This window comes from Acinetobacter sp. ACNIH2 (genome assembly GCF_002934965.1).
Taxonomy (GTDB): domain Bacteria; phylum Pseudomonadota; class Gammaproteobacteria; order Pseudomonadales; family Moraxellaceae; genus Acinetobacter; species Acinetobacter tandoii.
On record NZ_CP026412.1, the window covers coordinates 3,757,063 to 3,782,570 of the forward strand.

Below are 25,508 nucleotides of genomic sequence, written 5' to 3' on the forward strand. Positions count from 1 at the left end.
TTTGCTGTGCTTTATTAAAGCGCTCACCAATATCTATCAGATCTGCACTTATATCCCAATCACATAATCATTAAACTATTTTTCTTTTGCATTTGCTCAACAATTTCTGCAGTTTCAAAACCAAAACGCCAATATAATAATTCTAAAACATCCAATTCATCTTGTGTAATAATGCGGTCATTCCAAAGACATAACTCAGCAATACCCAATATAATTAGGCGATCACGTAAAAGCAGTCCCGAAATATCATGCACAATTTCTGCAAGATCAATCGGCTCATCAGATATTTCTTCGTAGATATCAAGCTCATCTACCGTCAAGATTTTTTTTAATATACGCTCACGAACAGTGAGCTGGTTATCACTATTAATCTGCTGCACATGTAGCAAGGCATCAATCAAACGAACAATTTGCGGCTTCACCTCATCCAAAGCTGTTGGAGTATGCGCAGGCAATAAGTTTAACTCGTATTTGACCCGCTCAAGCAATAATGCATCCAATAGCCCTATTTCGCCATCTTCTTGAATAATGAGTGCCAACTTAGTGACAAATTGACGGGCAATAGTCGCTGGCATTCCGCCAATATTGGCACAAGCTTCATGAAAAATAGATAAATGCACACGACCATCCAAATGAAGCAATGCATCAATAATTGCACGGCTGACTTCTGCTTCGGCTGGAATAAACTCGCGATATTGACGAATCATGAGAATCGCAACCATGACCTCACGTGAGCCTGTCGCTGTTTGTAACGCTCGCTCAATCAACTCTGGACGCTGCATAGAGCTCCGCACTTCAGGATTCAACGGCTTGATTGCATCTTTAATAGCGAAACTAATGGGAGATAAACGCAAGAGAGGCAAAGGCTGAGGTGAACTCCAAGGCGTATGGTATTCAGCATTAGTTTCTTCTAACGGGCGAAACAAACCAAATAAGGGCTGATTTTTTAATCTTTTTAGATTTTCTAGCTGTAAATCCTGCACCAACCCAGGATTCATTTCATAAATCCGCTGCTCAATACTTGGATGAATATTCATCCAACTTTGCGGACTTAGTGAATTAGCAAAACACATATGTGAAATTGATTCAGAATATTCACTGTGAATTTGTGAACCTGCATGATGAACATAAATACGTAATAGCGTCTGGATATTCGCGTTATTTTGAATCAGTCGCTTGGTTTTTAAATCATTTTTAAAGGTACGACTACCTAAAGTTAAATACTTAATAAATCGTGTGATTAAGACACCCAAACTTCCTACCAACCAAATGACACCACCCAATGCCACTAAAATAGTTTCGAACTTCTGGGGTTGATTATATCCACGACGACTAAAGCCTAATTTCGCAACCTTACTCCCCCACTGACTAAAAGTGGTTAAGCCACTGTATAAAATTTTTAGACGGGTGTTGTCCGCAGTTTCCCCAGATAAAATTTGATTAAATTCATGGCTTAACAAACCAAATAACTCAGATTCATCTAAGTTTTGTAAAGCCCCCCAAGTCAGAATAATCGCGATATCACGAGGCAAAAAGCCTGCTGTAAGTGCATTCACCCCAACTTCATCAGGCAACACATATACAGCTGGTGTATCAATAAGGAAACGCTCAGAAAGCTGCTCTGTGATCTTTAATGCAATAAATTCTTCTGGAGTGCTTTCTATCAGACTCAGTCTTCTTGCACGTAATTGTTTTGCCAGCGAATGCCCACCTGAACGAAACACATAAAATTCATACAGAATAGACGAGCCAATAATCAGTAACAGTAAAATAATGACGTAGGGACTAAGCTGATGCCAAAAAATAGATTGTGATTGATCAAAATAATAAACCAAAAGCCCCAAAACAGTATTGAGAATAAACATAGTCAAAAGAACAGCCAAAGCACAAATACTGGCAGTCCACATCATATTTTTATTTTTGATCAAAAAGCCACCTATTTCTTTCAATGTAAAATTCCTTTATTACATTGTAATTCAGCCACATCATAAATGAAAAAGGCGGGAAATACCCACCTTTTTCACGCAAAATCGTTGAAAATTATTGCTCGGTCACACCTGTTAAATCAACAGATGCAGCATCAATATTCACATCAATATAGCCATCTTTCGATTTCTTAGCTGTATCGCTACGCTTTTGCTCCAATTCATCTAAATATGCAGCATCAATACCACCAGCTACATAAACACCATCAAATACAGAGCAATCAAAGTCTTGTAAATCAGGAACCTTACTGGTGCGAACTGCAGCTTTTAAATCTTCCAAATCTTGGAAAATTAAACGATCAGCTTCAATAATCTCACGAATTTCTTCGACACTACGCTCTGATGCAATCAGCTCTTGTTTCGCAGGCATATCAATGCCGTACACGTTTGGATATTTCACCATTGGTGCCGCAGAAGCAAAGAATACTTTTTTGGCACCAGCATCACGCGCCATTTGGATGATTTCATTACACGTTGTACCACGTACAATCGAGTCATCCACCAGCAATACATTTTTATCTTTAAACTCAAGTTCTACAGGGTTCAATTTTTGACGAACTGATTTTTTACGCTGTTGTTGACCTGGCATAATGAAGGTACGACCGATATATCGGTTCTTCATAAAACCTTCACGGAATTTTACACCAAGAGTATTCGCCAACTCTAATGCTGAAGTACGTGATGTATCAGGAATTGGAATCACCACATCAATGTCGTGCTCCTCACCCCATTCGCTAAGAATTTTGTGTGCTAACTTCTCACCCATTTTTAAGCGAGCTTTATACACTGAAATACCATCAATAGTTGCATCTGGACGTGCAAAGTACACATATTCAAAAATACATGGGCGATATTGTGGGTTTTCCGCACATTGCTGTGTAAAAATTTCGCCATCAGCATTAATGAAAATTGCCTCACCCGGCACAATATCACGCTCAACTTTAAAACCAAGCGCAGTAATTGCTACAGATTCAGAAGCAATAATATATTCTTTCTCGCCCGTTTCTGTTAAACGTGAACCGTAAATGAGTGGTCGAATACCATTTGGATCACGGAAACCAACCAAACCCTGACCCGTAATCATGGCAACAACACCATAAGCACCTTTACAACGCTCATGAACACGTGAAACCACATGGAAAATATCTTCTGGCGTCGGCTCTAACTTACTGCGCTTTTGCAATTCATGCGCAAAAACATTCAGTAAAACTTCCGAATCCGAATCAGTATTCATATGACGCAAATCTGTTTTAAACAAATCGTCATGAATTTCTTCGGCATTGGTCAAATTACCATTGTGCGCCAAAGTAATACCATAAGGAGAGTTTACATAGAATGGCTGTGCTTCTGCACTGCTTGAAGAACCCGCAGTTGGATAACGCACATGACCGATACCATAATTACCAAGCAAAGCTCGCATATGGCGAGTATGGAAAACATCACGTACCATGCCGTTGTCTTTACGAAGAAATAAACGTCCTTCATGGCAAGTTACGATCCCAGCAGCATCTTGTCCACGATGTTGTAACATCGTTAATGCATCAAACAACATTTGGTTAACGGGTGATTTACCAGCTATACCAACAACTCCACACATAGCAACCTCGCAGACAAGCTAGGATTAATAAAAAGGATTATTTGTTGAATTGCCTGAACGCGAATGATCTTTTGGCGCTGGTTCAGACAAAGAGTGAGAAGATTTCTGAGCATCTTCCGACTGAATATGTTCAAGCGCTTCGTGCGCTGCATCTTTAGACAACTGGGCAGCCCAAGGCGCATAAGGCAATAAAGATTGAACCATTTTGGATTGCTTCCAATGTGGCGAGCTTTCTACCCATGGACTTAAACCTTGCATTGTAATTAAAACCACCATCAGTCCTTTGAGTGTGCCAAATGCACCACCCGCAAGACGATTAAGCGGACCTAACTTCAAGGTACTTAAAACACTATTCAACAGTGCTGTTGCGAACCAAGTTAGAACAACAATGAGCAACACAATAAAGGCAAACGCTGCAATTTTCTGAACCACTGGATCTTGACTGAGAACACCCATTGAAGGAGCGATGATAGCGGCATATTTTGCACCGACAATCAGTGCAAAAATCCAACCCACCAAGTTCGCAAAGGCTTTAACAAATCCTTGTCGCAAACCGTTTAGCCCTCCAATGAGCAAAATGATCAGTATGAAGATATCAATGGTATTCATTTTGCAAGCATAGCATCAACACAATCTTTAACCAGTTTAGGTCCAGTATATATAAGGCCACTATACACCTGTACAAGTGTTGCGCCTGCATTTTGTTTTACTAGTGCTTGTTCGCCTGCCAAAATTCCGCCCACACCAATCAACGGCACTTGACCATTTAGCGCTTGGGCAAATGCAGATAAACACGCCGTACTCTTCTCAAATACAGGTGCACCAGACAATCCACCAGCCTCATCACCTTGTGGTAAATTTTCTACGCCTTCACGAGATAAAGTCGTATTCGTGACAATTAGCCCATCAATTTTATTCGTAATTAATTGTTGCGAAATAAAGCTAATATCTTCAGGTGTTAAATCTGGCGCAACTTTTAGTACTAAAGGTACATAATGTTGATGCTCATCGGCCAATTCGAGTTGACGTTTTTTCAAAGTCACCAACAAGTCAGTCAGCGCATCACCACTTTGTAAACTACGTAGGTTTTTAGTGTTCGGAGAGGAAATATTTACAGTGATATAAGAAGCGTAGTTATAGACTTTTTCTAAGCAAATAAGATAGTCATCAACTGCATTTTCCACAGGCGTATCGGCATTTTTACCAATATTAATCCCTAACACACCTTTAAATTTAGATGCTTTTACGTTTTCAATTAGTTTATCTACACCATCATTATTAAAACCCATACGGTTAATAATAGCTTGTGCTTGCGGCAAACGGAAAAGACGTGGTTTAGGGTTACCTGCTTGTGGACGCGGAGTGATCGTTCCAATTTCAATAAAACCAAAGCCGAGAGCAGCCAAGGCATCAATATAAGCACCATTTTTATCTAAACCTGCCGCTAAACCAACAGGGTTTGGAAATTCAATACCCATACAAGTCACAGGCTTTGCTGCAACATGTTGGCGCATCATCCCCATCGCATGGGCTGATTTCAGCAAGGATAATGTTAGCTCATGTGCACGCTCTGGTGCTAAAGAAAACAACAAAGGGCGGGCTAGAGAATACAACATATCTAGAAAAGTCTACTGCTTTTTAGGTCGGTATATTATAGGCGTAGCCCACCAAAAACGCCATGCTTGGCAACTGTTTATTTTGACCTATTATTGTAGTGTCGCTGTTAATTTAATCTGTCCAGCATTAGACTGAAATTCCATTTTTTCAATGCTTAAACCCATCTGGGCTAATTGAGTGAGAAAATTCGCCAGAATAGAATAATTTGCATGACTCACAACAACTTGAATTTGCTCCCCTACTTGTTGTGAAGCAACTCCCAATCCTTGTTGTTGCGCAGCCCGCTGTACTTTTTCTGCTGCACTGAGTTGTACATCCCCTGCTGGCTTCATGGTGACCGCATTACTTTGCATCCAAACCACTAAATCTTTTAGTTCACTCACCCTTTGCTGTTGATATTCCGCTGCTTTATGCATATACCATAAAGCAGATCCCACCGCCGCAACCAATACAAAGACCATAGTAAAAATGACCATGACACGCTCGCGAACAGACAACCGCTCTAAATATTGTGTGAATTGCTCAACCCAACCATCTAATCTATTTTGAAATTTTTCTATTGCATTCATTATTGTATTTTCACCGAACCAATTACCCCAGAACCATTTGGCTGAATATTACCAAGCTCCACTTTAAAGCCTTGTTGATTCAATTGCTGTGTCAAATTTTGCAATACTACCGATGAATTGGCTTTTAAATCTAAATTAAGAACTGATGCATCATACGAGACACGATCCGCAATAATTTTATTCTGCATCAATACTGGACCAACACGACTCAATAATTGTAGTCCTGCGTTTTGCCCCATTTGATTGGTCCGCATCTGAAACTCAAATTGACTTTTCAGCGTCTGCTCAGTTACAGGATAATTTTGTCCAAACCAATATTTAAATTGAGATACTGCTTGCAGTGCTGTTTCATCGGCCACCTTTTTATTTTTATACCAGCGACTTGCATCGTAACCAAATTGAACAATTAAAATTGCAAATAAAACAGCTGCACAAGCTTTCCAATAACCAGAAATTTTTGCTTCCGATTTCAACTTTGGTAAAACATTAAAAGGATGTTGTTTCGGCTTTTTCAGTTCCGTGAAGTGATATTGAAATCCATGAATCTGATCTTGCGTTACACGAGCCTGCAAACTATTTAGTTGTGCTGTATTTAAATTAGAGGAGGTATAAAGTCGCGACACCTCTTGATAATCTAAATAAAGTGGCAAATCATCAATAGAACACCCCATCCATTCACTTTCTCTTGCCAATAAACGTCCATGCAAATCCAACAAAACTGTTTCATCTGCCTGTTGGGGTTGCGGTGCTGCATAAAAGTCAGGAAGAAGTGCAGTAATTTTTGTAGGTAATAAGGAAAGCGAATGCTGCCATGTTTCTACCAAATGCTGAGAAATGCCCAACAATGTGAGTTGATCTGGATTTTGAAAATGATGCAAGATTTTCATACTATCGATAGGGAATACAATATATTCCTCTAACAGATACTTGATACCTTCTTGCCCCAGTTGTTTATAATTTGCCTTACTCAACTGCTGTTGCAACATTTGCATATGGCGGCTTGGAAAAAAAACAGTCGCTTCTTGAGCAGCAAAAGGCTGCAAATCTTGAATCAACTGTTCCAAACTCAAAGCGCTTTGCCAGAATTCCCCTTGCGACCACTGCCATGCCTCATTGGCTTCTGGCATCCATATATACAACATTTATTTTTATCTGCCGTTTAGAATAATTTAAGCTTGAGGAATAAAGCGATTTTGAACCGTTGATAAACCTGCTGCAATCACACTTTGATCATAACAGCGGGCTTCTGCCAACGAAAAAGCATGAAAAGGCTCGGCTGTCAACAATTCTTCTATATGTGCTACAACATTCATATGGCAAACCACAACAATTGACTCATAAGGCAAATGCGACAACCATTCTACAGCTACACGCGCATCATCATCTGGTTTGATTGCATTACAAAGCAATACTGGCACACCTTTAAAATGCGTTTGAATATGTGCCAAAGTTTCTTGTGCCCTTAATAATGGACTTACAATAAAAATATCAGGCTGCACAACATCTTTTAAATAATCTGCTGTTTCTTGTGCCTGTAAATGACCACGTGCAGTAAGTGGTCTTTTCATATCATTACCGTCAATTGCTGGTGCGGCTTCGCCATGACGAACCAATGTAAGTAACATAAAATTTCCTTATTATTTCAGAACACTCAGCAGCGTGATCAAATTAAAATTCTGCAGGCGTCTAATTTTCAAGTATATACAAGATTTATGACAATTCTAACGCGTTCAATTCATCAAACTTCATGGTGAGGCAGTACGAATTCTACATCACTACGGTGACCATTTTTCATTAATGAAACTGCAATAGATAAGGGCGGAGCACCTTCAAAAATAACATCATACAATGCACAGGTAATTGGCATATAGACATCCAACTCTTGCGCTCGTGCGCGAACTTGAACAACCGTATTAATCCCTTCTGCGGTTTGTCCTAATTCCTTGGTAGCTTGCTCCAAGCTTTTTCCCTTTCCTAAAGCATAACCAATCTGATAGTTACGACTCAGTGGGCTATTACAAGTTGCAAATAAATCACCGACCCCAGACAACCCCAAGAAAGTTAATGGATTCGCACCTAACTTCACTGCAAAGCGACTCATTTCAGCCAAAGCGCGAGTTAAAATCATACTTTTGGTATTTTCACCTACATTATAAGCGGCCGCCATTCCCATTGCGACTGCATAAATATTCTTAAGTGCACCACCCAACTCTACCCCATGCACATCATCACTGGCAAATACACGGAATAATGCACTGTGTAAGGCTTGCTGCACAGCATAACGCACTAATTCAGAGTCACTCGCAATAACGGTACCTGCAGGCTGTCCTGCAACTATTTCTTTTGCCAAGTTTGGCCCTGAAAGCACTCCAAAAGGAATTTCTGGTAATTCTTGCTGAATAATATCACTCATAAAACAAAATGTTTTCGCTTCAATCCCTTTAGTTAAAGACACCACAGCTTGTGAGCTAATAAATGGACGAATCTGCTTAAGCACATCTCGGAATGAATGACTTGGAATGGCAACCAAAATAATATCGCGATCACGTACCGCTTTTTCTAAATCTGAAACAGCAACCAAATTATGTTCTAATTGAAAATCTGGTAAATAACGTTGATTTACGTGGGTACGGTTAATTTCTTCAGCAATCGCTTCATCACGAATCCAGATCATGGTATCGCAACCATTCCGCACAGCTGTATTGGCCATTGCTGTTCCGAAACTACCCCCACCCAATACCGTGACACGTAAAGCAGTTTTGCGGTCAATATTTACAGGTTCTACCAAATCACTAAAGTTTAATTCAGACATTTATTTTTATATCCCAAAATGGATCTAACTTATTTATTCCAAGTACTTACATAGTCGGCAGTATTTATTTCAGCCCGGGCAGGAATTGCCTTTGCTGCTGTACCGACATAAATAATCCCTGAAATAAGATCATGCTCCGTTAAGCCCAAGGCCTGTTTTAATAATTTTGATTCAACAACCGCACCACTTCGCCACATGGTCGAAAAACCTTGCGCTTGTAAAGATAGTAAAAAGTTTTGAATTGCTGCACCTGTACTTAAAGTTTGCTCAAAATTAGGAACTTTTATATGTTCTTGAAACTTGGTCAGCGCGAGTACCAGCAAAGGTGCGCGAAATGGATGATTCTTAACTCTATCAAGTTGAATTTGATCTTGCTCGCCCAAGTCTGCTAATGCTTGAGACAATAATTGCCCAAATGCTTCACGTTGCTCTGACTCTATCACTACAAATCTTGTAGGCTTTAAACGATGATGATCAGGTGCTGTTAATGCTGCCTGAAATGCCAACTCCAATTGCGCTGCATTAGGTGCAGGCTCAACAAGATGTCCAATTGACTGACGTTGATGAATATTTTGATGAATAAGGTCAGCTGTTAAATCCGTCATTGATTCAAAGATCTATACATAAATACTTCAGCAAGAGTATCACAATATTTTCATATTACTCTAGCCAACTGAATAAATTGTCACTTCAAAAACCCTTTTCACATTGCAATAAAATAAAACTGCATTTTTTATACAGCATCCACAGCATGATCATGAAACCATTGCCTCAGAGGTTTCTTATGATGAATGGGAAAAATATGAATAAAATTTTAACTTTAGGCACAACTGCATTATTCACTATCTTATTAACAGCATGTGCATCCACACCCACCTCTTCGACTGTAATTCAAAAAGAAAATAATCAATTTGAAGTTACAGGACTAGGTAAAACCAATATTGTCGCTAAAAACAATGCCATTGAAGCTGCAAACAAGACGTGTAAAAACTCAACCCCTATCGTCGTTAGTGAAAAGACTGAATACAATGGTGCCTTAAAAGGTGTTTTTGATGAAAAAACTGGCCAAATGATTCAATCCGCTGCGGATGTGATCGGCAGTATTGCAGGTACCAATACGAGTATTGCCAAAGATACAGATTATCAGACTGTTTTGACTTTTTATTGCAAAGCAAAATAACACCGTCCAATTCACCGTCTAAATACAATAAAAAAAGGGTTAGCTTTAATGCCAACCCTTTTTTAAATTTAACATGGAATTAACAATACCCTTCTAAACGGGTTAAAGGTAACTTTTGACCAATTGCTTTTTCAATTTCAGGTAAATGGAATGCATCATCTTCGGAAAGGAAGCTGATACTCACCCCACGTGTACCCGCACGTCCTGTACGTCCAATACGATGCACGTAATCATCAGACTGTTCTGGTAAAGTAAAATTAACCACGTGTGACACACCATCTACATGGATACCACGCCCTGCAACGTCTGTTGCAATCATAATGTTATGCTGACCATTCTTAAATTGGTCTAACATTTTCAGACGTTTGTCTTGAGCAATTTCGCCCGACAACATCACTACTTTATAACCATCGCGCTTTAAGGTGTCGTATAACTTACGAACTTGATCACGACGGTTGGCAAAAATCATGACTTTTTCAATCGGCTCGTCATGTAAAATGTCTTGTAGCAATTTATATTTATCAGACTTTGCAACCATATACACACGTTGTTCAACATCTGCATTAGTTTTCTTTTCAGGTTCGATTTCTACCGTCACTGGCTCAAATAACCATTGTTGAGCCAAGTTGAGAACATCATAACTAAATGTTGCAGAGAACATGAGGGTTTGACGCTGTTCTTTACGTGGTGAATAACGCACAATTCGTTTAACGGAAGGAATGAAGCCCATATCCAATAAACGGTCTGCCTCATCAATCACCAAAAATTCTATTTGATCTAACCAGACTTCTTTTTGCTCTACAAAATCAATCAATCGTCCTGGTGTAGCCACAATAATATCAACAGGTTTTTTGTCGAGTTGTGCTTTTTGTTTATCAAAATCCACACCACCCAGCAAAGTCACTAAATGTAGGTCAGTAAACTTAGTTAAATGTTTCGCATCACTTTCAATTTGTAAAGCCAATTCGCGTGTAGGTGCCAAAATTAATGCACGTGGTTCACCACGGAAACGCTGTTCCTTAATTGGATTATTAAGCAAATCATTGATGACACTGACTAAAAACGCAGCCGTTTTTCCTGTTCCAGTTTGTGCGCGACCAATCGCATCATGCCCAGCCAAAGTAAATTTAAGCACCTTTTGCTGGATTGGCGTCATTTCCTTAAACCCTAAAGCATCAATCGCTTGTTTAAGTTGCGGGTGTAAATTTAGGGTTTCAAAACCAGATGACATAAATACGTGCTCAAATTAATGAATATTGAAAAACAGGGTCATTATAAACAAAAAACGCCCCAATATACATTGAGGCGTTTCGAAGAATCTTTAGCGTATTAGTCTAAAGGTTGAACTTCTTCAGCTTGGAAGCCTTTTTGGCCTTTCACAACGCTGAATTCAACACGTTGGCCGTCACGAAGTGAACGGTGGCCTTCGCCTTGAATAGCACGGAAGTGAACGAATACATCGTCACCGCCATTGCGTTGAATAAAACCAAAACCTTTAGTGTCGTTGAACCATTTAACTACGCCTTGTTCACGAGCTGTCATAAGTTAATCCTCATTGTATTTAAAAGAAGGACCACCCGGTGTTGCAAACAGCAGAGCAAACAAGGTTTAAAAACATTTATTATTTCTAAGCTTGTAATCATTCTGTATAACTATTAACAAAATCCCGGTTACATCCATTTGTAGAGTATGGGTTTAAAACAATTTATAGTTGTGTTAAATCCTCAATACGGCATCGAGCTTAACATGGGTTTATGACAATTAATAGAATTTTTTTTACTTATTCCATATCAAATTTAGTATTTTTTTTTCGATACTTATTTATGACCAATATAAACATAAATATAGTTTTACTGTGATTTAAGTTGGGGTTTGGCATTAAATTTGCTAATATTTGGCGATGTATCCTGATATTTCTCACTTCATATGTCGAATCAAAGCGAATGTGACCTCATTATTGATGCAATGGGTAAACCTTGTCCAATGCCATTACTCATGTTGAAGCGTTCTTTAAAAAATTCGCCGCATGGTCGAGTCTTACTAAAATCCTCCGACCCACATAGCCAAATTGATGTAACAAGGTATTGCCAAATGCATCAGATGACCTGTGTAGTGCAAAAAATTTCAGAGCATGAATACCATTACTTAATTGAATCTTAATTATTTTCAATTAAACTAAATGGTTTCAATTTGGCATAAAAAATTACATAACACTACCCAAATTTCCTTAATGTGTGAGCGTATTGGCATTAAGATGAAAGGTAGTGGAACATCAATGTCCAATTTTATTAAGGAGTACCTATGAGTGACAGCAGCAATCAATTGATGCCCCTGTCATTATCTGCACCAGGTGTAAACCTTGGGGCATATATTAGTACTGTCAATCAGATTCCAATTTTAACAGCCGAACAAGAAAAAGAGTTGGCTGAACGTTACTACTACGACCAAGACCTTGATGCAGCCAAAATGTTGGTAATGTCACATTTACGTTTTGTCGTACATATTGCACGTAGTTATGCAGGTTATGGATTGCCTCAAGGTGATCTTATTCAAGAAGGTAACTTAGGCTTAATGAAAGCCGTAAAACGTTTTGACCCAAATATGGGCGTACGTTTGGTCTCCTTTGCGGTGCATTGGATTAAGGCTGAAATCCATGAATACGTCATTCGTAACTGGCGTATTGTCAAAATTGCAACGACTAAAGCCCAACGTAAATTGTTTTTTAATTTACGCAGTCTAAAAAAATCAAGCAAAAAATTGACGCTTGAAGAAGCGCAATCGATTGCCAACGATTTAAACGTGACTCCAGAGCAAGTTCTTGAGATGGAAGGTCGTTTAACTGCTTATGATGCTGCATTTGAAGCACAGGGCGATGATGACGATGAAGGTTCAACCCATGTCGCGCCTGCTTTGTATCTAGAAGATAATCGTTACGATCCTGCTCGCTTGGTTGAAAGTGAAGATTACGAAGAACAAAGCACCTCTGCTTTACATGAAGCCATGGAGCAACTGGATGATCGTTCACGCAATATCTTACAACGTCGTTGGTTAGATGATGACAAGTCTACCTTGCACGAATTGGCTGCTGAATATAACGTCTCTGCTGAACGTATTCGTCAATTAGAAAAAAATGCGATGGAAAAAATTAAAGTCGCTATGTCATCCAATTAAGTTTTCCGTTTTTAAAAGGCACAATTTCAAATTGTGCCTTTTTTACATTAACACTTTGACAATGTCACATTTCGCTTTTTTACCTTAGAAAGAATATGCTAAGGTTATGGGCAAATTTGTTCAGGTCATCACGACTTATGTGGATTGCAATCTCTGCACTTAATTTAGCAATTGCTGTCATGTTAGGCGCTTTTGGTGCACATGGTTTAAAAGCGCGTGCAACTGAGTCCCAATTGACTTGGTGGCACACTGCAACAGATTATTTTTTCTCTCATGCCTTGGGCTTATTGGCGCTCGCCATTTTGGCAAAAGTCGTTCCCCAACTTCCAATTAAAATGAGTTTTACTCTTATTCAAATTGGAATTTTCTTCTTTTGCGGCTCATTGTATGTCATGGCTTTGGGATTACCTCGCGGCTTAGGTGCCATTACCCCTATTGGTGGTGCCCTCATGATTGCTGGATGGCTGATTCTGGCTTGGAATGCTTTCAAATACGCCAAATAAAGTCGCAAATTTTCGGGAATGAAACATGCAAATTTTTCTGAATGGTGAAGCAAAAGACACCACGTGCTGCAATCTTTTACAACTGGTTCAGGAATTAGAACTCGAAGGCAAACGCTTTGCAGTTGAACAAAATGAAATGATTATTTCTAAATCTAAACTCGAACAAACCCCAATTTGTGATCAAGATCGCATTGAAATTATTCATGCCGTTGGTGGCGGCTAATTCGGAGCTCCCATGGAAGACACCCCTCTTATTGTTGGTTCAAGAACCTTTAAATCACGCCTTTTGGTGGGTACAGGTAAATATAAAGATTTAAATGAAACTGATTTAGCCATTCAAGCCAGTGGTGCCGAAATTGTCACGGTGGCTATTCGTCGTGTGAATATTGGGCAACACCCTGATCAACCCAATTTACTTTCTGTGATTCCACCAGAAAAATATACCATTTTGCCGAATACAGCAGGCTGCTTTGATGCAAATAGTGCAATCCGTACCTGTATGTTGGCTCGTGAACTGTTAGATGGTCACAATCTGGTAAAACTGGAAGTTTTAGGGGATGAAAAAACTTTATATCCGAACATTACCGAAACCTTAAAAGCAGCACGCACACTAATTGATGATGGTTTCGAGATTATGGTATACACCTCGGATGATCCAATTGTCGCGCAAGAATTAGAAAGCATGGGTTGCGTTGCAATTATGCCTTTAGGCAGTTTGATTGGTTCTGGTTTAGGTATTTTAAACCCGCATACTATTTCAATCATTAAAGAAAACGCCAAAGTTCCAGTGTTGGTAGATGCTGGTGTAGGTACAGCCAGTGATGCTGCGATTGCAATGGAATTAGGCTGTGACGGCGTACTGATGAATACTGCGATTGCTGCTGCTCAAAATCCAATTTTAATGGCATCAGCTATGAAAAAGGCAGTTGAAGCAGGACGTGAAGCATTCCTTGCAGGACGTATGCCACGTAAACGTATGGCAAATGCCAGTTCCCCTGAAACGGGTTATTTCTTTAAATAATACTGCACTTAAAATGGATTCTTCGGAATCCATTTTTTATACTTTCTATAATCTTTTTATAATGAAAGTTCAGAACATCATGCTAAAAAATATACTTGCTCTTACACTCGCAGCCTTAAGTTCCTCAGCATTCGCAGCTTCAGAAACTTCTGCTTATTCAAAGTTTGTGCCACAAGGTTGGAAAATTTTGAAAACAACCACTGGGGATTTGAACCGTGATGGTCAGAATGATACCGTCTTGGTTATTGAAGAAAACAATCCAGAAAATGTGATCGCCAATGCTGGTTTAGGCAGTTCTGTACTCAATACCAACCCCAGAACACTGCTTGTTTTATTTAAGACCGCTTCAGGTTACCAATTAATAAGTAAAAATGAGCTATTGCCTAGTGAGAACGATGCCGAATCCCCTTGCCTTGCAGACCCACTAGAAGATGGCGGTATTACCATAACTAAAGGCTTGCTAAAAATAAGCTTACATTATTGGTTAAGCTGCGGTTCATGGTATGTTACCAATAATAGCTATACCTTCCGTTATCAAAATAATAATTTCAATTTAATTGGTTTTGACAGTAATGATTTCCATCGTGCCTCAGGTGACATCACCGAAAAGAGCATTAATTTTTCTACTGGCAAAGTGAAAACTACCACAGGTAAAAATGAATTTGCAGACACTTCACAACCTGTGAAAGTTCAGTGGAGTACACTTAAAAATAAATATCAGATTCAATTACAAGACATAGATTTTACTGAATATGCCGAATATCAATAAAAAACGCCTCTTCACGAGGCATTTTTTAAACCAAACTTTTAGGCAATTATGGAATTAAGCCTTCATCACGCATCGCCATTTGTACAGACTGACGCTCTGCAACCTTATGGCGTATACCAATAATGTTCTTATAAGGTGTTAAATCGTGCTCAATCGAATTTGACCAATTTGTTAGCACAAATAAATATGCATCTGCTGGCCCAAAATTATCATCGACCAAGTAATCATGATCAGATTCAGCAATAGCATTATCAATATAGGTCAATAAGCGATCAATTTCTGCATAGGCTTTGGTTTTAGCCTCTTCCGATAAAGGTCCACCAAAGAATACAGCATAGGCATCATGCAACTCAGAGTTGAGGTAGCCCAACCATTCCAGCACTTTGGCACGACCTAAACCTGATGGTGGAATTAAATCCTGCTTAGGATCATGCTGAGCAAGGAAAGGTAAAATTGCCACATTTTCGGTCAGAATTAACCCAGGATTAATTTCTAAGGCAGGAACATAACCTTTAGGGTTAATTGCATAATAATCTTCACCTTTTTCTGTTTTATGGGTTTTTAGGTCTACGCGAACCAGATCAAAATCGACATTAATTTCATTTAGAATAATATGAGATGCCAGTGAACATGCGCCTGGGGAATAATAAAGCTTCATATATAATCCTTGTTATCTAACTTTTCACTTTTTTAAATTGCTTCTGACAAACTTTCAAGCGATCAGACCTGTAAATTGCAAAAACGTAACCGTTCTATAAAACATATAAAAACAATTACCTTTTGAATATTGTTCAATTTCTAAATTTTTTCAAGTTAATCCTGTGTGCTTTTTTATTGCTAGATGTTTTAACATACACATCCTTTAAATTTTATGAAGTGCCATAATGATTAACCTTAAAAAATCAGAATGGTTATCAAATATTCGTACTGATGTACTTGCAGGGATTGTCGTTGGTTAAGCGTTGATTCCTGAATCTATCGCCTTTTCTGTTATTGCTGGTATTGATCCTCAGGTTGGTTTATATGCTTCGTTCTGTATAGCCGTGAGTATTGCCTTTTTTGGTGGACGCCCCGCCATGATTTCTGCGGCAACAGGTGCAATGGCGTTGCTGATGATTACCTTGGTCAAACAGTTTCACAAGCATCCGAAACAAAGCAACGTTGTTATGCTGAGTGTAGTGCTCATTGTTTTAGCAACGCACAATTTGGCTTTGGGAGTCTTTGTTGGCGTCTGCCTTTCTGCGCTCTTTCTTGTAAATAAATTGGAAAGTGAAGTGAAAGTCACACCTAAATTAATTAACGCTGAAACTTTGCAATATCAAGTTTCAGGACAAATTTTCTTTAGTAGTGCTGAAAAGTTTTATCAGTTTTTTGATGTCTCAACTTCTGCCAAACATGTGATTCTAGATCTGAGCCATGCTCATATTTGGGTTATTACTTCCGTCAATATGCTAAATACCGTCGTGCAAAAGTTTCGAGATCAAGGTATCGATATTGAAGTGGTGGGTTTAAATGAAGCCAGTAGTACCCTGATTGACCGCTATAATCCGCTTTGATGTTTCTATCTCACTAAAGAGCTGTTTATTCAGCTCTTTTTATTCGCCCTTCAAATCACCTATAGATTTCATTCAATAAATGAACTTTATAATTCGATAAAAGTCGGAAAAAAGAGATTTGAAAAACTCAAAAACAATTTAATTGCCGAAATAACGGTAAATAATTTGACTTGCTAGTCTCAGGATTTAAAATACCGCTTTCGAATTTTTACATTTGCCGAAGTTATGTCAACCGATCTATTAGAACCGCAAGTCGTCGAGCTAGACAACTTGAATGAGCATCGTGAAATTGTGACTTTTATGCGTCGCTCTTCTCCGCTGAATACTTCTCAACGTACTGCGCTTGAACAATATGGTCACTTAATTTTGGAATATCCAGTCGGTGATTTACGTCAGCATTTTGAATACCCTGAACGTCCATTAACTGTTGAAATTGGTTTTGGTATGGGACGTTCACTGGTGCTTATGGCAAAAGCCAATCCTGAACGAAACTTTGTCGGGATTGAAGTCCATGTTCCAGGTATTGCTCAATGTGTATATGAGGCTGGCATGGCGGGTTTAACCAACCTTCGTCTTTTAGATGCTGATGCAATTCAAGTGTTGCGTGAAATGCCAGACAACAGCATTAACGCTGTGCAACTTTACTTCCCAGACCCATGGCAGAAAAAACGTCATTTCAAACGTCGTTTCGTGTCACATGACCGTATGCCGCTGGTTGAACAAAAGTTAGAAATGGGTGGAACATTCCACGCAGCAACAGACTGGGAACCGTATGCAGAATGGATGCTTGATGTGCTCGACAACCGTCCAAATCTTGAGAATATGGCAGGTAAAGGTAACAGCTACCCACGTCCTGACTGGCGTCCACAGACTAAGTTTGAACGTCGAGGACTGGAAGAAGGTCATAAGATTAACGACTTCTTATTTAAGAAAATTAAATAAGTTTTGTGTTTTAAAAAAATAGGGCTTAGTGCCCTATTTTTTTATTCTGAAATGATTAAAACACATGCCGAATTTCAACTGTCGGATCATTTGCATCTAAGCGTTTTGCCAAAATATGTAAACGTCGTGTCGGCACTGCGGGAAATAAATGATGCTCTACATGATAAAACATGTTGTAGGTCACTACGCGTTTGAACTCATTACGTACTGTACGTGCCATATAAATATGATCTTCTGTATCATGATGCACCGTCCATACCGCAAAAAAAGCCGTCATGCATTGCCCAATCAACATTGCACTGACATGGTATTTTAAGACACTGATATCCAAGACGATAAAAACCAAAAACAGCACGATCAGATTGGTAACAAGCTCAGCAGACATCCACTTTTTCTGCGTCTTAGTTCCAACCTCGAATGCTTTTTTATGCAACATCCACGGAAAAATAGGGCCAAATAACAAAGCCTGCCACCACTTCATGGTTGCACTTTTTGCTTCAATATCCTCTTCTTGCATACAGTGCTGATGGTGTCGAAGATGATTAATTTGTACCGCATGCATTGAACCAAGCATAATAATACTTAAGACAAACATGACCCAATGTGTCGCAGGGCGGCTAATCCCTAAAGCGAAATGAAAGGCATTATGCACTTGTCTAAGCCCTGTTAAGAAAAACATAAACGAGCAAAACAGTGCCAAAAGATACCACTGAAAACCTGCGAAAATGAATGAGACCAGTAACCATGGTAAAGAAATGAGTAACTCACTGATGACATCAGTACGGCCTAACTGCACAAGATCTTTCCACTGCACCTGTTCTAATAATAAATGTGAACGCATACACCCTCTAATTGTTTGTATTTATTTTCAGAAGCACTCTACCTAATCCTAATACATAAAAAAAGCCACTTTTTCAGCGGCTTTACTTGTTTTTATTACAGGTACACGAATTATTCATCCTTCAATTAACGATGTCGCTGCATAATTTGCTGACTCATTAAGGTATAAACCTCAGCCAAATCAGGTCGTTTTAAATCTTCTAATATTGACTGATGCATCTGTAAAATATTCACATCATCGCGTACCGCAGGTCCAGTTTGCATCATTTTCGGATCATTTTGGGTGGCTTTCGCTGCTGTTTCCAAAATCAACGGATACAACAAACTAAAATCAACTTGCGTCTGATCGACAATTTGCTTGCTCATATCGTAACAGTAATTGGCAAAATTACAGGCAAATACCGCAGCCAAATGCAAACTTAAACGTTGCTGTGAATTATAAGCATAGACATGCTGGCTCAACTGTTGAGCCAAATCCAATAACTGTTTTTGATGGTCTTTATTTGCAGCTTCAATAAATAATGGGGTTTGTTTCCAATCTACCTCTCGTTCTAAACTAAAGGTCTGTAAAGGATAAAACACGCCCGAACGTGGGTGCTGTTGCTGTAGGATTTGCAGATCAGTACTACCTGAAGTATGTACGATCAGAACCTCTGGCAACAACGGCGCAACTTCAGCGATGACGGCAGCAATAGATTGATCGCTGACAGTAAGAATGAGCAAATCAATTTCTGAAGATAAGTCGGTTAATGAGGGACATGCTTGTGCTGCCACCTGCTCTGCCAAATGTTGTGACTTTTCCCAAGTTCGACTATATATTTGTACAATTTGATGGTGTTGCTTTAAAGCAGATGCCAAATGATGGGCAACACGTCCAGCACCAATAAAACTAATTCGCATGTCTAGGCGTACTCTCTATTTCTGCGCTAAGCATGCCAAGAAAAAAAGGACGAATCAATTCGTCCTTTTCCTTTCAAGCAACTTTCTAATTAATTAAAGACATTGTTTAAATAAACAATACGCTCCGACGTTTTCTGATTAAAGCATTTGGTGTATTGCATGTCCTGATTTTGTGCTCTCATTTGCTCATTCCAATAGTTGTAATGCTGTTGGTAAGTTTCACGATCTTTTTCAGCAATATTATGAATGCTCGTTTGTGCAAGCACTTTACAGTCTACATCACGCTTTTCAAACCAATCTGACTGGTCCTGTTGTAATTGTGCTTTTTGCTCACTACTAAAACGATCCCATGTTTGATTCAAACGATCTACCACTTTTGCCTGATCAGCATTGAGCTCTTTCTGACGGATATCCATAGATTTCTGAGCGAGTTCTTGTTGCGCAGCTTCTTCTTGGGCGTTGGCTTCTTGACTATCCGCAATACCTTTATTCTCTTCTTCATAAGCAGCAAGTTGTACTGCTTTTTCGGTGATATAAACGAGTCCATCTAACACTTTATTTTCTTTTGGTAGCTGGAGTTGAATACCTTCTTTATCCGTTTTAATCAGTTGATAATTAAATGATCCTTTGAGTTGATCATTTTGCATCGTTAAACCATATACTTCACTTTCAATATAGTCTTTAAGCGTCTCTGCTTCTCGTTCACACTCTTCGCAATATTCTGCCTCAAAAGCATTTTCAGCACGTTTCTGTAAACCTTTCGGCATTTTCACGACCAACTCGCTATGACATTCCAGTTGTTTGGCCGTCTCAGGTTGTTCCGTTACTGTTGTAATACTTTTGACTTCAAATTTAATATTCTGCGTGATGGTATCGGTCAGGTTTTTATCCGACTGATAGTAACTCGAGTTACGTAAGGCTTTATCTAACTTTTTCAAATAGTCTTGCTGTAAAGCATTCTTAATCTCTTTTAACTTCGTCTCATTGCTACAGTCCCATTCATTCACTGCGGGTGTGGCTTGTTCTGCTTCGGCGCTGTCTTTCTTTCCCTTAAAGAAATCACAACCCGTTAAAAACATGCTGCTACACAATGTTGCAAAAACCAAAGAATTGGCAAGTTTATTCATATAAAGCCCAATGTCTGTTTGTTATTTTTCGAGGCGTATTTAAGCAAATTTGGGCTAAAAAAACGAGTAATTAAATCATGAAAGATTTTAAATCGTAAAAAAGGGACTATTTCGTCCCTTTTTTAGTTTTACTGTGAGCTTTCTAGAAAGTCTTGTTCACACTCACACCAACGCTAAAGTTTCGACCATCCGCAGGTTCAAAGAAGCGACTATTACTATCATTAACGATCACAGAACCCACATAATTTCGATCAAACAAATTATCGACGCGTGCATAAGTATTGATTTTCCAGTCTTTATTGACCCACAAATAGCCAACATGCGCCGCAACGACCGTATAACTTGGTGCAGTATCGGAATTGATATCATCGACATAAATCTTGTCCATATAACGTGCATCCAAGCCTGCCTGAAAGCCCCTCTCAGGTTGCCATGCCAAGCCTACAAAAGCTTGATTCTTGGCAATTCCGGGAATCTTATTTCCCTTGTTAATAGCTTTTGCATATGGCGTTGTTGGGTTCTTAGGATTCGCTATTTCTGGCGTATAACTATCAAATTCAGCATTGATATAACTATAACTCGATTGAATACTAAGCTCTTGCCAAATCTTTTGTTGCCATGAAAGCTCTAAACCTTGTCGAGTAGTTTTGTCAGCATTTCGAAAAGTTGCTCGACCATCACGGGTTCCTGCCGTCACAATATCGTTTTCTGTATCTGTCTGGAAAAGAGCAAAAGTCAATAAGCCAAAAGGATTTTGTGACTTTAAGCCGAGCTCATAATTATCGCTACTTGCAGCTTTTAGCTCAAAGTTCATGCCTGACTTTAGGGGATCAGTGTTATAAGCCATCTCGGTAAAAGTTGGTGTTTCGAAACCTTTACCATAACTGGTATAGGCATAAAGCTCGGGTAAAATTTCCCAACCTAAAGCGACAGTTGGAAGTAACTTTTGATAATCCGTTGAACCACTGTCGTCACCATTACCTGTGGTGATATAATGGTCTTCAGATTCATAATTGACGTTGCTATAACGTAAACCCGCATCTAAGTGCCACTGTGGTAAAAACTGCCATGAGGCTTGGATGTAAGGATCGAGATTCCATAAGGTATTGTTTTCATCACGACGTAAATCACCTTTCACGCCAAATGTATCCGCATGATTATAATTTTTATAACCTTTACGGTCTTCGACCATACGGTCTAGTGCTACGCCTGCAATTAGCATTGTATTCGGCAAAAGCTCTTTACCCGTCCAACGGAAGTCTGCACCATAATAATCTCGATCAAAATCGATCACACCACCAGCATGGCGATCATTAAGTTGTGATGAGTTCGGTATGCATTTTCCTGTATTATCATTTATTGCACACTTAGGAATCGACTGATATTGCACAACCTGTCTATTGCCAAAATAGACCATGCCATACAACTCTTGCTGATCATTCAGTGGTTTGTTCCATGTCAACCCTGTTTGGGTTTGTTCAATTTCTTTACGTACATCATAAATATTTTTGGCATCATTCACTTGCTTCGGATTGGCTTGCCATTGTGCTCGAGTTAAACCTTGAGGATCATCTGCCTCAATTTTTGTACGGTTTATGAGCCAATTAATCTTACTACCATCCTCCAGATTCCAAGTGAGCTTGGCATTATTCAACACTTTTCGCGCCGCGCTATGATCACGAAAACCATCCGTATCAAAATAGGAAGAACTAATCACATAAGCGGGTTGGTTGGCTTGCTCTGAACCCCCTTGTAATTGAATATTGGCTTGTTGTTTATGGTGGCTGCCTGCATTTAACCCCACTTGAATCGAGTCTTTCCCTTGTCCTTCTTTAGTTTCGGTTAGAATGGTTCCACCCGATGAGTTACCATAAATGGCAGAAAATGGGCCTGTCAAAACTTCAATATTGTCCAAGCTGTCTAAATCTATATTAGAGCTTTGCCCCTGACCATCAGGCATGGTAGCAGGAATGCCATCGACATAAAGCCGTATGCCCCGCACACCAAAAGTAGAACGCGCTCCAAAGCCACGCATGGAAATTTGCAAATCTTGCGCGTAATTTTCACGGTTATTCATTTGTAAACCCGCAACACCTTGCAATAGTTCAGACACATTCACATGAGTGCTGGATTGCGATTGCGCAACTTCTACTTTCTGTATAGAAGCTGGGGTCTGTAACAATTCATTTTCAGTACGTACGGCTTGCACGGTAATGACAGGGAGTTGATATGCCGCTGTATCTTGAGCATACAGTGCCATCGATTTTAGAATCACTGTGGCTAATAAAGCATATTTAAAGGGAAGTGGATTGCGACTATATAATTTCACAAGACATCCTTTTATTATCATCTTGGTAGGAATGTGGAAAGCCCCTCCTCAAGGAAGGACTCTCCCAACAATAATACGTTTTAGTCTTCTAAACTATAAGCAATCACATAATCACCATGATCAGGCGACTGACGTGCACCGCCTGCAGAAATGACCACATATTGCTTACCTGTTTTTGGTGAAATGTAGCTGATTGGCGTACCCTGACTCCCCACAGGTAAACGTGCTTTCCACAATTCTTCACCATTAGATGAATTGAAGGCACGTAAGTAGTAATCTTGTGTTGCTGCAAAGAACACTAAACCACCCTGTGTTGCCATTGGACCGCCAATGGTTGGCATACCAATCGGTGCTTTTAAGCCCATTTTGATGCCCATTGGACCTGTATCTTCGACTGTACCCAAAGGAACCTGCCATGCAATTTGACGAGTTTTCATATCAATTGCAGTCATAGTACCAAATGGTGGTTTTTGACAAGGAATACTTAACGCTGACCAGAAACGGTTTTTGTTCACTTTGTATGGTGTGCCTTTCATTGGTACTGCACCCATACCCGTATTCACTTTCTCACCGCCATTGGCTTGAATCGCCAAGTCTTCAGGAGTTTGTTTGATCAACTGAATCCAAAGCCCTAAACGCATGTCGTTCACAAACATATATCGATGCGTTGGATCGAAAGCAATAGAACCCCAGTTCATGCCACCCAGTGAACCTGGAAAGCTTAATGAAACATCAGTACCTGGTGCTGTAAATAGACCTTCATAACGCATCGATTTAAAATTAATACGACACATCAATTGATCAAATGGTGTAGCACCCCACATATCTGATTCAGTCAGCGTTTGATTACCAATTTGTGGCATTTCAATAGAACGCGGTTGGGTCAAACTGTATTGTTCATTTGGAATATCTGCAGCTTTAACAGGTTGTTCAATGACTTTGGTCAATGGTTTACCTGTGACACGGTCAAGTACAAAGAACTGACCAGACTTGGTACCAATGACTACAGCAGGTTTAGTCGAACCATCTTTCAGTGGGAAATCCACCAAACTTGGTTGCATTGGCAAGTCAAAGTCCCATAAATCATTATGAACTGTTTGATAGACCCACTTTTCTTTACCTGTGGTCGCATCAAGTGCCAATACCGAGGTATTGTATTTATGATCTAATGGTTGACGGTTTGCACCCCAAAGGTCAACTGATGAACTTCCCATTGGTAAGAACACGGTATTCATTTGCGGGTCATAAGACATAGCCGCCCATGAGTTGGCCGAACTACGTTTATAAGTTTCACCTGGTTTTAACACATAGTTCGGATCTGGATTACGCGGATCGAACGCCCAACGCAACTGGCCTGTAATGACATCGTATGCACGAATTACACCACCCGGCATGTCTGCACCGACGTTATCGGCAATACGGCTGCCAATGACAATCGATGTACCTGCAATGGTCGGTGCCGAAGTCACTTCAAAACGTGGCGCTTTAGTACCATCACCTAAGCCTTCAAGCAAATTCACAGTCCCATCAACACCAAAGTCTTTACAACGCTCACCTGTATCGGCATTGACTGCAATTAAACGGCCATCAGGGGTATTGGTATAGACACGACGTGGACAAGCTGTATTGGTCGCGACTGCGGTTACGGCTGTTGCTCCTGCCAAGGTTGGCTGTACCAATGCTTGCGTCGAATCAAAATAAGCAACGCCACGGCAACGCTCCCAAGCATCGGCTTTCGAGTTGACTTCAGCTTTCCAGATTTGTTTACCTGTGTCCGCATCCAGAGCAATCATATTGTTATGCGGGGTACACAAAAAGACCTTATTGCCGACCTGTAATGGTGTCATTTGATCTTCTGCACCATTACCCGAACCTGTAGTCATATCGCCCGTTTGGAAGCGCCAAGCTTCCTTAAGTTTAGATACGTTATTACGGTTAATTTGGTCGAGTGCAGCGAAACGGCTACCGCCTGCATCACTACCATAATGATCCCAATTGACTTGCTGCTTACTTGGTTCGACGGGTACAAGTGGCAATTCTTCACCCGATGCTTGAACGGTTGGGTGTGGAATGAACATACCGTACAAACCACCCAACATACCCAAAACAGTCAATCCACCAACCACATAAGCTGGTGCTGACATTGCTGCTTGTTGCTGGTATTTACGAATGGATGGCAATGTGAGTAATACAGCAGCAAATAAGCCTGCTGGGAACATTAAGCGTGAATGTAGTGGCCAGAATTCCAAGCCTGTATCAATCAATGCCCAAATGACAGTGCCAATAAAGACTAAGCTGAATAATCCGACCCCAAGGGCTTTTTTTCGAAAAATGAAAATCGCTGAAACAATCGTCACTAAGCCTGCAATAAAGAAGTACCAAGAGCCACCTAAACTGATGAGCTTTCCGCCACCAATTAAATAAAATAGGCCTGTTAACAATAAGGCCAAGCCAAGGACAAAGCACCATATTTTAAATATGGCTCCTGGCTTAGATTGAGCTTCAGACATACATCTTACTCCAAGTGCCGTGCGTTTAAATGATCACTCCCTCTCTCCTTTGAGTATCATTTATCTTCACGAATAAATTC

Annotated in this window: 25 protein-coding genes and 1 pseudogene; 9 read left to right on the top strand and 17 right to left on the bottom strand. The window is 39.8% G+C overall.

Annotated elements, in window-relative coordinates:
• Nucleotides 1-59: 59 nt before the first annotated feature.
• From C3F34_RS17990 to C3F34_RS18030, 9 genes are all read right to left on the bottom strand, one after another.
• Nucleotides 60-1,910: a M48 family metalloprotease gene (locus C3F34_RS17990; protein WP_416333183.1), complete on the bottom strand. Its 1,851-nt coding sequence runs from the start codon at nucleotides 1,908-1,910 to the stop codon at nucleotides 60-62.
• A 130-nt stretch (nucleotides 1,911-2,040) separates the two neighbouring features.
• On the bottom strand, nucleotides 2,041-3,582 hold the full coding sequence (gene purF / locus C3F34_RS17995; protein WP_104442248.1) for an amidophosphoribosyltransferase: 1,542 nt from the start codon (nucleotides 3,580-3,582) through the stop codon (nucleotides 2,041-2,043).
• Between the two features lie 24 nt (nucleotides 3,583-3,606).
• Entirely contained in the window at nucleotides 3,607-4,191 is a 585-nt protein-coding gene (locus C3F34_RS18000; protein ID WP_104442249.1) for a CvpA family protein, read from the bottom strand.
• Complete coding sequence (locus C3F34_RS18005; protein WP_044740803.1) at nucleotides 4,188-5,198, bottom strand: quinone-dependent dihydroorotate dehydrogenase; 1,011 nt, start codon at nucleotides 5,196-5,198, stop codon at nucleotides 4,188-4,190. Before C3F34_RS18005 ends, C3F34_RS18000 begins: the two co-directional genes overlap by 4 nt.
• A 90-nt stretch (nucleotides 5,199-5,288) precedes the next feature.
• The gene (gene gspM / locus C3F34_RS18010; RefSeq protein ID WP_044740802.1) at nucleotides 5,289-5,768 is read right to left on the bottom strand and encodes a type II secretion system protein GspM; all 480 of its coding nucleotides are present in this window, start codon (nucleotides 5,766-5,768) and stop codon (nucleotides 5,289-5,291) included.
• Entirely contained in the window at nucleotides 5,768-6,910 is a 1,143-nt protein-coding gene (gene gspL / locus C3F34_RS18015; RefSeq protein ID WP_044740801.1) for a type II secretion system protein GspL, read from the bottom strand. Before gspL ends, gspM begins: the two co-directional genes overlap by 1 nt.
• Before the next feature lie 27 nt (nucleotides 6,911-6,937).
• Nucleotides 6,938-7,393 carry a phosphoglycerate mutase family protein gene (locus tag C3F34_RS18020; protein ID WP_044740800.1) on the bottom strand — a complete coding sequence of 152 codons (456 nt, stop codon included), beginning with the start codon at nucleotides 7,391-7,393 and terminating at the stop codon, nucleotides 6,938-6,940.
• 113 nt (nucleotides 7,394-7,506) lie between these two features.
• Nucleotides 7,507-8,580 (bottom strand): NAD(P)H-dependent glycerol-3-phosphate dehydrogenase, encoded by a 1,074-nt coding sequence (locus C3F34_RS18025; protein WP_044740799.1) that lies wholly within the window; start codon nucleotides 8,578-8,580, stop codon nucleotides 7,507-7,509.
• Between the two features lie 29 nt (nucleotides 8,581-8,609).
• Nucleotides 8,610-9,185 (bottom strand): nitroreductase, encoded by a 576-nt coding sequence (locus C3F34_RS18030; RefSeq protein WP_044740798.1) that lies wholly within the window; start codon nucleotides 9,183-9,185, stop codon nucleotides 8,610-8,612.
• Nucleotides 9,186-9,382: 197 nt separating this feature from the next.
• On the opposite strand from C3F34_RS18030, the gene C3F34_RS18035 reads away from it, so the two are divergent.
• Nucleotides 9,383-9,760, top strand: a complete 378-nt coding sequence (locus tag C3F34_RS18035; protein WP_104442250.1) for a hypothetical protein — start codon at nucleotides 9,383-9,385, stop codon at nucleotides 9,758-9,760.
• A gap of 79 nt (nucleotides 9,761-9,839) precedes the next feature.
• On the opposite strand, the gene rhlB is transcribed toward C3F34_RS18035, so the two are convergent.
• Both rhlB and C3F34_RS18045 read right to left on the bottom strand, forming a co-directional pair.
• A complete protein-coding gene (gene rhlB / locus C3F34_RS18040; RefSeq protein ID WP_044740797.1) occupies nucleotides 9,840-10,991 on the bottom strand; it encodes an ATP-dependent RNA helicase RhlB in 1,152 nt (383 codons plus the stop codon).
• Nucleotides 10,992-11,089: 98 nt separating this feature from the next.
• Entirely contained in the window at nucleotides 11,090-11,302 is a 213-nt protein-coding gene (locus C3F34_RS18045; RefSeq protein ID WP_005177104.1) for a cold-shock protein, read from the bottom strand.
• A gap of 384 nt (nucleotides 11,303-11,686) precedes the next feature.
• Between C3F34_RS18045 and C3F34_RS18050 the strand changes: the two genes are divergently transcribed.
• The 6 genes from C3F34_RS18050 (at nucleotide 11,687) to C3F34_RS18075 (ending at nucleotide 15,224) form a co-directional block, all read left to right on the top strand.
• On the top strand, nucleotides 11,687-11,920 hold the full coding sequence (locus tag C3F34_RS18050; RefSeq protein WP_016167621.1) for a sulfurtransferase TusA family protein: 234 nt from the start codon (nucleotides 11,687-11,689) through the stop codon (nucleotides 11,918-11,920).
• Between the two features lie 141 nt (nucleotides 11,921-12,061).
• On the top strand, nucleotides 12,062-12,931 hold the full coding sequence (gene rpoH / locus C3F34_RS18055) for an RNA polymerase sigma factor RpoH (protein WP_016167620.1): 870 nt from the start codon (nucleotides 12,062-12,064) through the stop codon (nucleotides 12,929-12,931).
• Nucleotides 12,932-13,068: 137 nt separating this feature from the next.
• Nucleotides 13,069-13,434: a DUF423 domain-containing protein gene (locus C3F34_RS18060; RefSeq protein WP_104442251.1), complete on the top strand. Its 366-nt coding sequence runs from the start codon at nucleotides 13,069-13,071 to the stop codon at nucleotides 13,432-13,434.
• Nucleotides 13,435-13,459: 25 nt separating this feature from the next.
• Nucleotides 13,460-13,657, top strand: a complete 198-nt coding sequence (gene thiS / locus C3F34_RS18065) for a sulfur carrier protein ThiS (RefSeq protein WP_016167618.1) — start codon at nucleotides 13,460-13,462, stop codon at nucleotides 13,655-13,657.
• A 12-nt stretch (nucleotides 13,658-13,669) separates the two neighbouring features.
• A complete protein-coding gene (locus tag C3F34_RS18070; protein ID WP_104442252.1) occupies nucleotides 13,670-14,455 on the top strand; it encodes a thiazole synthase in 786 nt (261 codons plus the stop codon).
• Nucleotides 14,456-14,534: 79 nt separating this feature from the next.
• Nucleotides 14,535-15,224, top strand: coding sequence for a hypothetical protein (locus tag C3F34_RS18075; RefSeq protein WP_104442253.1), 690 nt, complete (start codon nucleotides 14,535-14,537; stop codon nucleotides 15,222-15,224).
• A gap of 46 nt (nucleotides 15,225-15,270) precedes the next feature.
• On the opposite strand, the gene gstA is transcribed toward C3F34_RS18075, so the two are convergent.
• On the bottom strand, nucleotides 15,271-15,882 hold the full coding sequence (gene gstA, locus C3F34_RS18080; RefSeq protein WP_016167615.1) for a glutathione transferase GstA: 612 nt from the start codon (nucleotides 15,880-15,882) through the stop codon (nucleotides 15,271-15,273).
• 226 nt (nucleotides 15,883-16,108) lie between these two features.
• Here gstA and C3F34_RS18085 point away from each other — a divergent pair.
• Together C3F34_RS18085 and trmB are read left to right on the top strand one after the other, a co-directional pair.
• Nucleotides 16,109-16,780 (top strand): annotated as a pseudogene (locus tag C3F34_RS18085) (SulP family inorganic anion transporter).
• 225 nt (nucleotides 16,781-17,005) lie between these two features.
• Nucleotides 17,006-17,722: a tRNA (guanosine(46)-N7)-methyltransferase TrmB gene (gene trmB / locus C3F34_RS18090; protein ID WP_104442254.1), complete on the top strand. Its 717-nt coding sequence runs from the start codon at nucleotides 17,006-17,008 to the stop codon at nucleotides 17,720-17,722.
• A gap of 55 nt (nucleotides 17,723-17,777) precedes the next feature.
• On the opposite strand, the gene C3F34_RS18095 is transcribed toward trmB, so the two are convergent.
• The 5 genes from C3F34_RS18095 to C3F34_RS18115 all read right to left on the bottom strand — a co-directional run bounded on the left by C3F34_RS18095 (nucleotide 17,778) and on the right by C3F34_RS18115 (nucleotide 25,428).
• On the bottom strand, nucleotides 17,778-18,563 hold the full coding sequence (locus C3F34_RS18095) for a fatty acid desaturase family protein (protein WP_104442255.1): 786 nt from the start codon (nucleotides 18,561-18,563) through the stop codon (nucleotides 17,778-17,780).
• Nucleotides 18,564-18,688: 125 nt separating this feature from the next.
• The gene (locus C3F34_RS18100; RefSeq protein WP_104442256.1) at nucleotides 18,689-19,462 is read right to left on the bottom strand and encodes a Rossmann-like and DUF2520 domain-containing protein; all 774 of its coding nucleotides are present in this window, start codon (nucleotides 19,460-19,462) and stop codon (nucleotides 18,689-18,691) included.
• An 89-nt stretch (nucleotides 19,463-19,551) separates the two neighbouring features.
• Nucleotides 19,552-20,589 carry a hypothetical protein gene (locus C3F34_RS18105; RefSeq protein ID WP_104442257.1) on the bottom strand — a complete coding sequence of 346 codons (1,038 nt, stop codon included), beginning with the start codon at nucleotides 20,587-20,589 and terminating at the stop codon, nucleotides 19,552-19,554.
• A 142-nt stretch (nucleotides 20,590-20,731) separates the two neighbouring features.
• Nucleotides 20,732-22,849 carry a TonB-dependent receptor gene (locus C3F34_RS18110; RefSeq protein ID WP_228155374.1) on the bottom strand — a complete coding sequence of 706 codons (2,118 nt, stop codon included), beginning with the start codon at nucleotides 22,847-22,849 and terminating at the stop codon, nucleotides 20,732-20,734.
• A 149-nt stretch (nucleotides 22,850-22,998) separates the two neighbouring features.
• Nucleotides 22,999-25,428 carry a glucose/quinate/shikimate family membrane-bound PQQ-dependent dehydrogenase gene (locus tag C3F34_RS18115; RefSeq protein WP_104442259.1) on the bottom strand — a complete coding sequence of 810 codons (2,430 nt, stop codon included), beginning with the start codon at nucleotides 25,426-25,428 and terminating at the stop codon, nucleotides 22,999-23,001.
• Nucleotides 25,429-25,508: the final 80 nt, after the last annotated feature.

Excerpts from the sequence above, each read along its gene's own strand:
- C3F34_RS17990 (WP_416333183.1), bottom strand. The coding sequence starts at position 1,910 with ATGATGTGGACTGCCAGTATTTGTGCTTTGGCTGTTCTTTTGACTATG.
- purF (WP_104442248.1), bottom strand. The coding sequence starts at position 3,582 with ATGTGTGGAGTTGTTGGTATAGCTGGTAAATCACCCGTTAACCAAATG.
- C3F34_RS18000 (WP_104442249.1), bottom strand. The coding sequence starts at position 4,191 with ATGAATACCATTGATATCTTCATACTGATCATTTTGCTCATTGGAGGG.
- C3F34_RS18005 (WP_044740803.1), bottom strand. The coding sequence starts at position 5,198 with ATGTTGTATTCTCTAGCCCGCCCTTTGTTGTTTTCTTTAGCACCAGAG.
- gspM (WP_044740802.1), bottom strand. The coding sequence starts at position 5,768 with ATGAATGCAATAGAAAAATTTCAAAATAGATTAGATGGTTGGGTTGAG.
- gspL (WP_044740801.1), bottom strand. The coding sequence starts at position 6,910 with ATGTTGTATATATGGATGCCAGAAGCCAATGAGGCATGGCAGTGGTCG.
- C3F34_RS18020 (WP_044740800.1), bottom strand. The coding sequence starts at position 7,393 with ATGTTACTTACATTGGTTCGTCATGGCGAAGCCGCACCAGCAATTGAC.
- C3F34_RS18025 (WP_044740799.1), bottom strand. The coding sequence starts at position 8,580 with ATGTCTGAATTAAACTTTAGTGATTTGGTAGAACCTGTAAATATTGAC.
- C3F34_RS18030 (WP_044740798.1), bottom strand. The coding sequence starts at position 9,185 with ATGACGGATTTAACAGCTGACCTTATTCATCAAAATATTCATCAACGT.
- C3F34_RS18035 (WP_104442250.1), top strand. The coding sequence starts at position 9,383 with ATGAATAAAATTTTAACTTTAGGCACAACTGCATTATTCACTATCTTA.
- rhlB (WP_044740797.1), bottom strand. The coding sequence starts at position 10,991 with ATGTCATCTGGTTTTGAAACCCTAAATTTACACCCGCAACTTAAACAA.
- C3F34_RS18045 (WP_005177104.1), bottom strand. The coding sequence starts at position 11,302 with ATGACAGCTCGTGAACAAGGCGTAGTTAAATGGTTCAACGACACTAAA.
- C3F34_RS18050 (WP_016167621.1), top strand. The coding sequence starts at position 11,687 with ATGTCGAATCAAAGCGAATGTGACCTCATTATTGATGCAATGGGTAAA.
- rpoH (WP_016167620.1), top strand. The coding sequence starts at position 12,062 with ATGAGTGACAGCAGCAATCAATTGATGCCCCTGTCATTATCTGCACCA.
- C3F34_RS18060 (WP_104442251.1), top strand. The coding sequence starts at position 13,069 with ATGTGGATTGCAATCTCTGCACTTAATTTAGCAATTGCTGTCATGTTA.
- thiS (WP_016167618.1), top strand. The coding sequence starts at position 13,460 with ATGCAAATTTTTCTGAATGGTGAAGCAAAAGACACCACGTGCTGCAAT.
- C3F34_RS18070 (WP_104442252.1), top strand. The coding sequence starts at position 13,670 with ATGGAAGACACCCCTCTTATTGTTGGTTCAAGAACCTTTAAATCACGC.
- C3F34_RS18075 (WP_104442253.1), top strand. The coding sequence starts at position 14,535 with ATGCTAAAAAATATACTTGCTCTTACACTCGCAGCCTTAAGTTCCTCA.
- gstA (WP_016167615.1), bottom strand. The coding sequence starts at position 15,882 with ATGAAGCTTTATTATTCCCCAGGCGCATGTTCACTGGCATCTCATATT.
- trmB (WP_104442254.1), top strand. The coding sequence starts at position 17,006 with ATGTCAACCGATCTATTAGAACCGCAAGTCGTCGAGCTAGACAACTTG.
- C3F34_RS18095 (WP_104442255.1), bottom strand. The coding sequence starts at position 18,563 with ATGCGTTCACATTTATTATTAGAACAGGTGCAGTGGAAAGATCTTGTG.
- C3F34_RS18100 (WP_104442256.1), bottom strand. The coding sequence starts at position 19,462 with ATGCGAATTAGTTTTATTGGTGCTGGACGTGTTGCCCATCATTTGGCA.
- C3F34_RS18105 (WP_104442257.1), bottom strand. The coding sequence starts at position 20,589 with ATGAATAAACTTGCCAATTCTTTGGTTTTTGCAACATTGTGTAGCAGC.
- C3F34_RS18110 (WP_228155374.1), bottom strand. The coding sequence starts at position 22,849 with ATGGCACTGTATGCTCAAGATACAGCGGCATATCAACTCCCTGTCATT.
- C3F34_RS18115 (WP_104442259.1), bottom strand. The coding sequence starts at position 25,428 with ATGTCTGAAGCTCAATCTAAGCCAGGAGCCATATTTAAAATATGGTGC.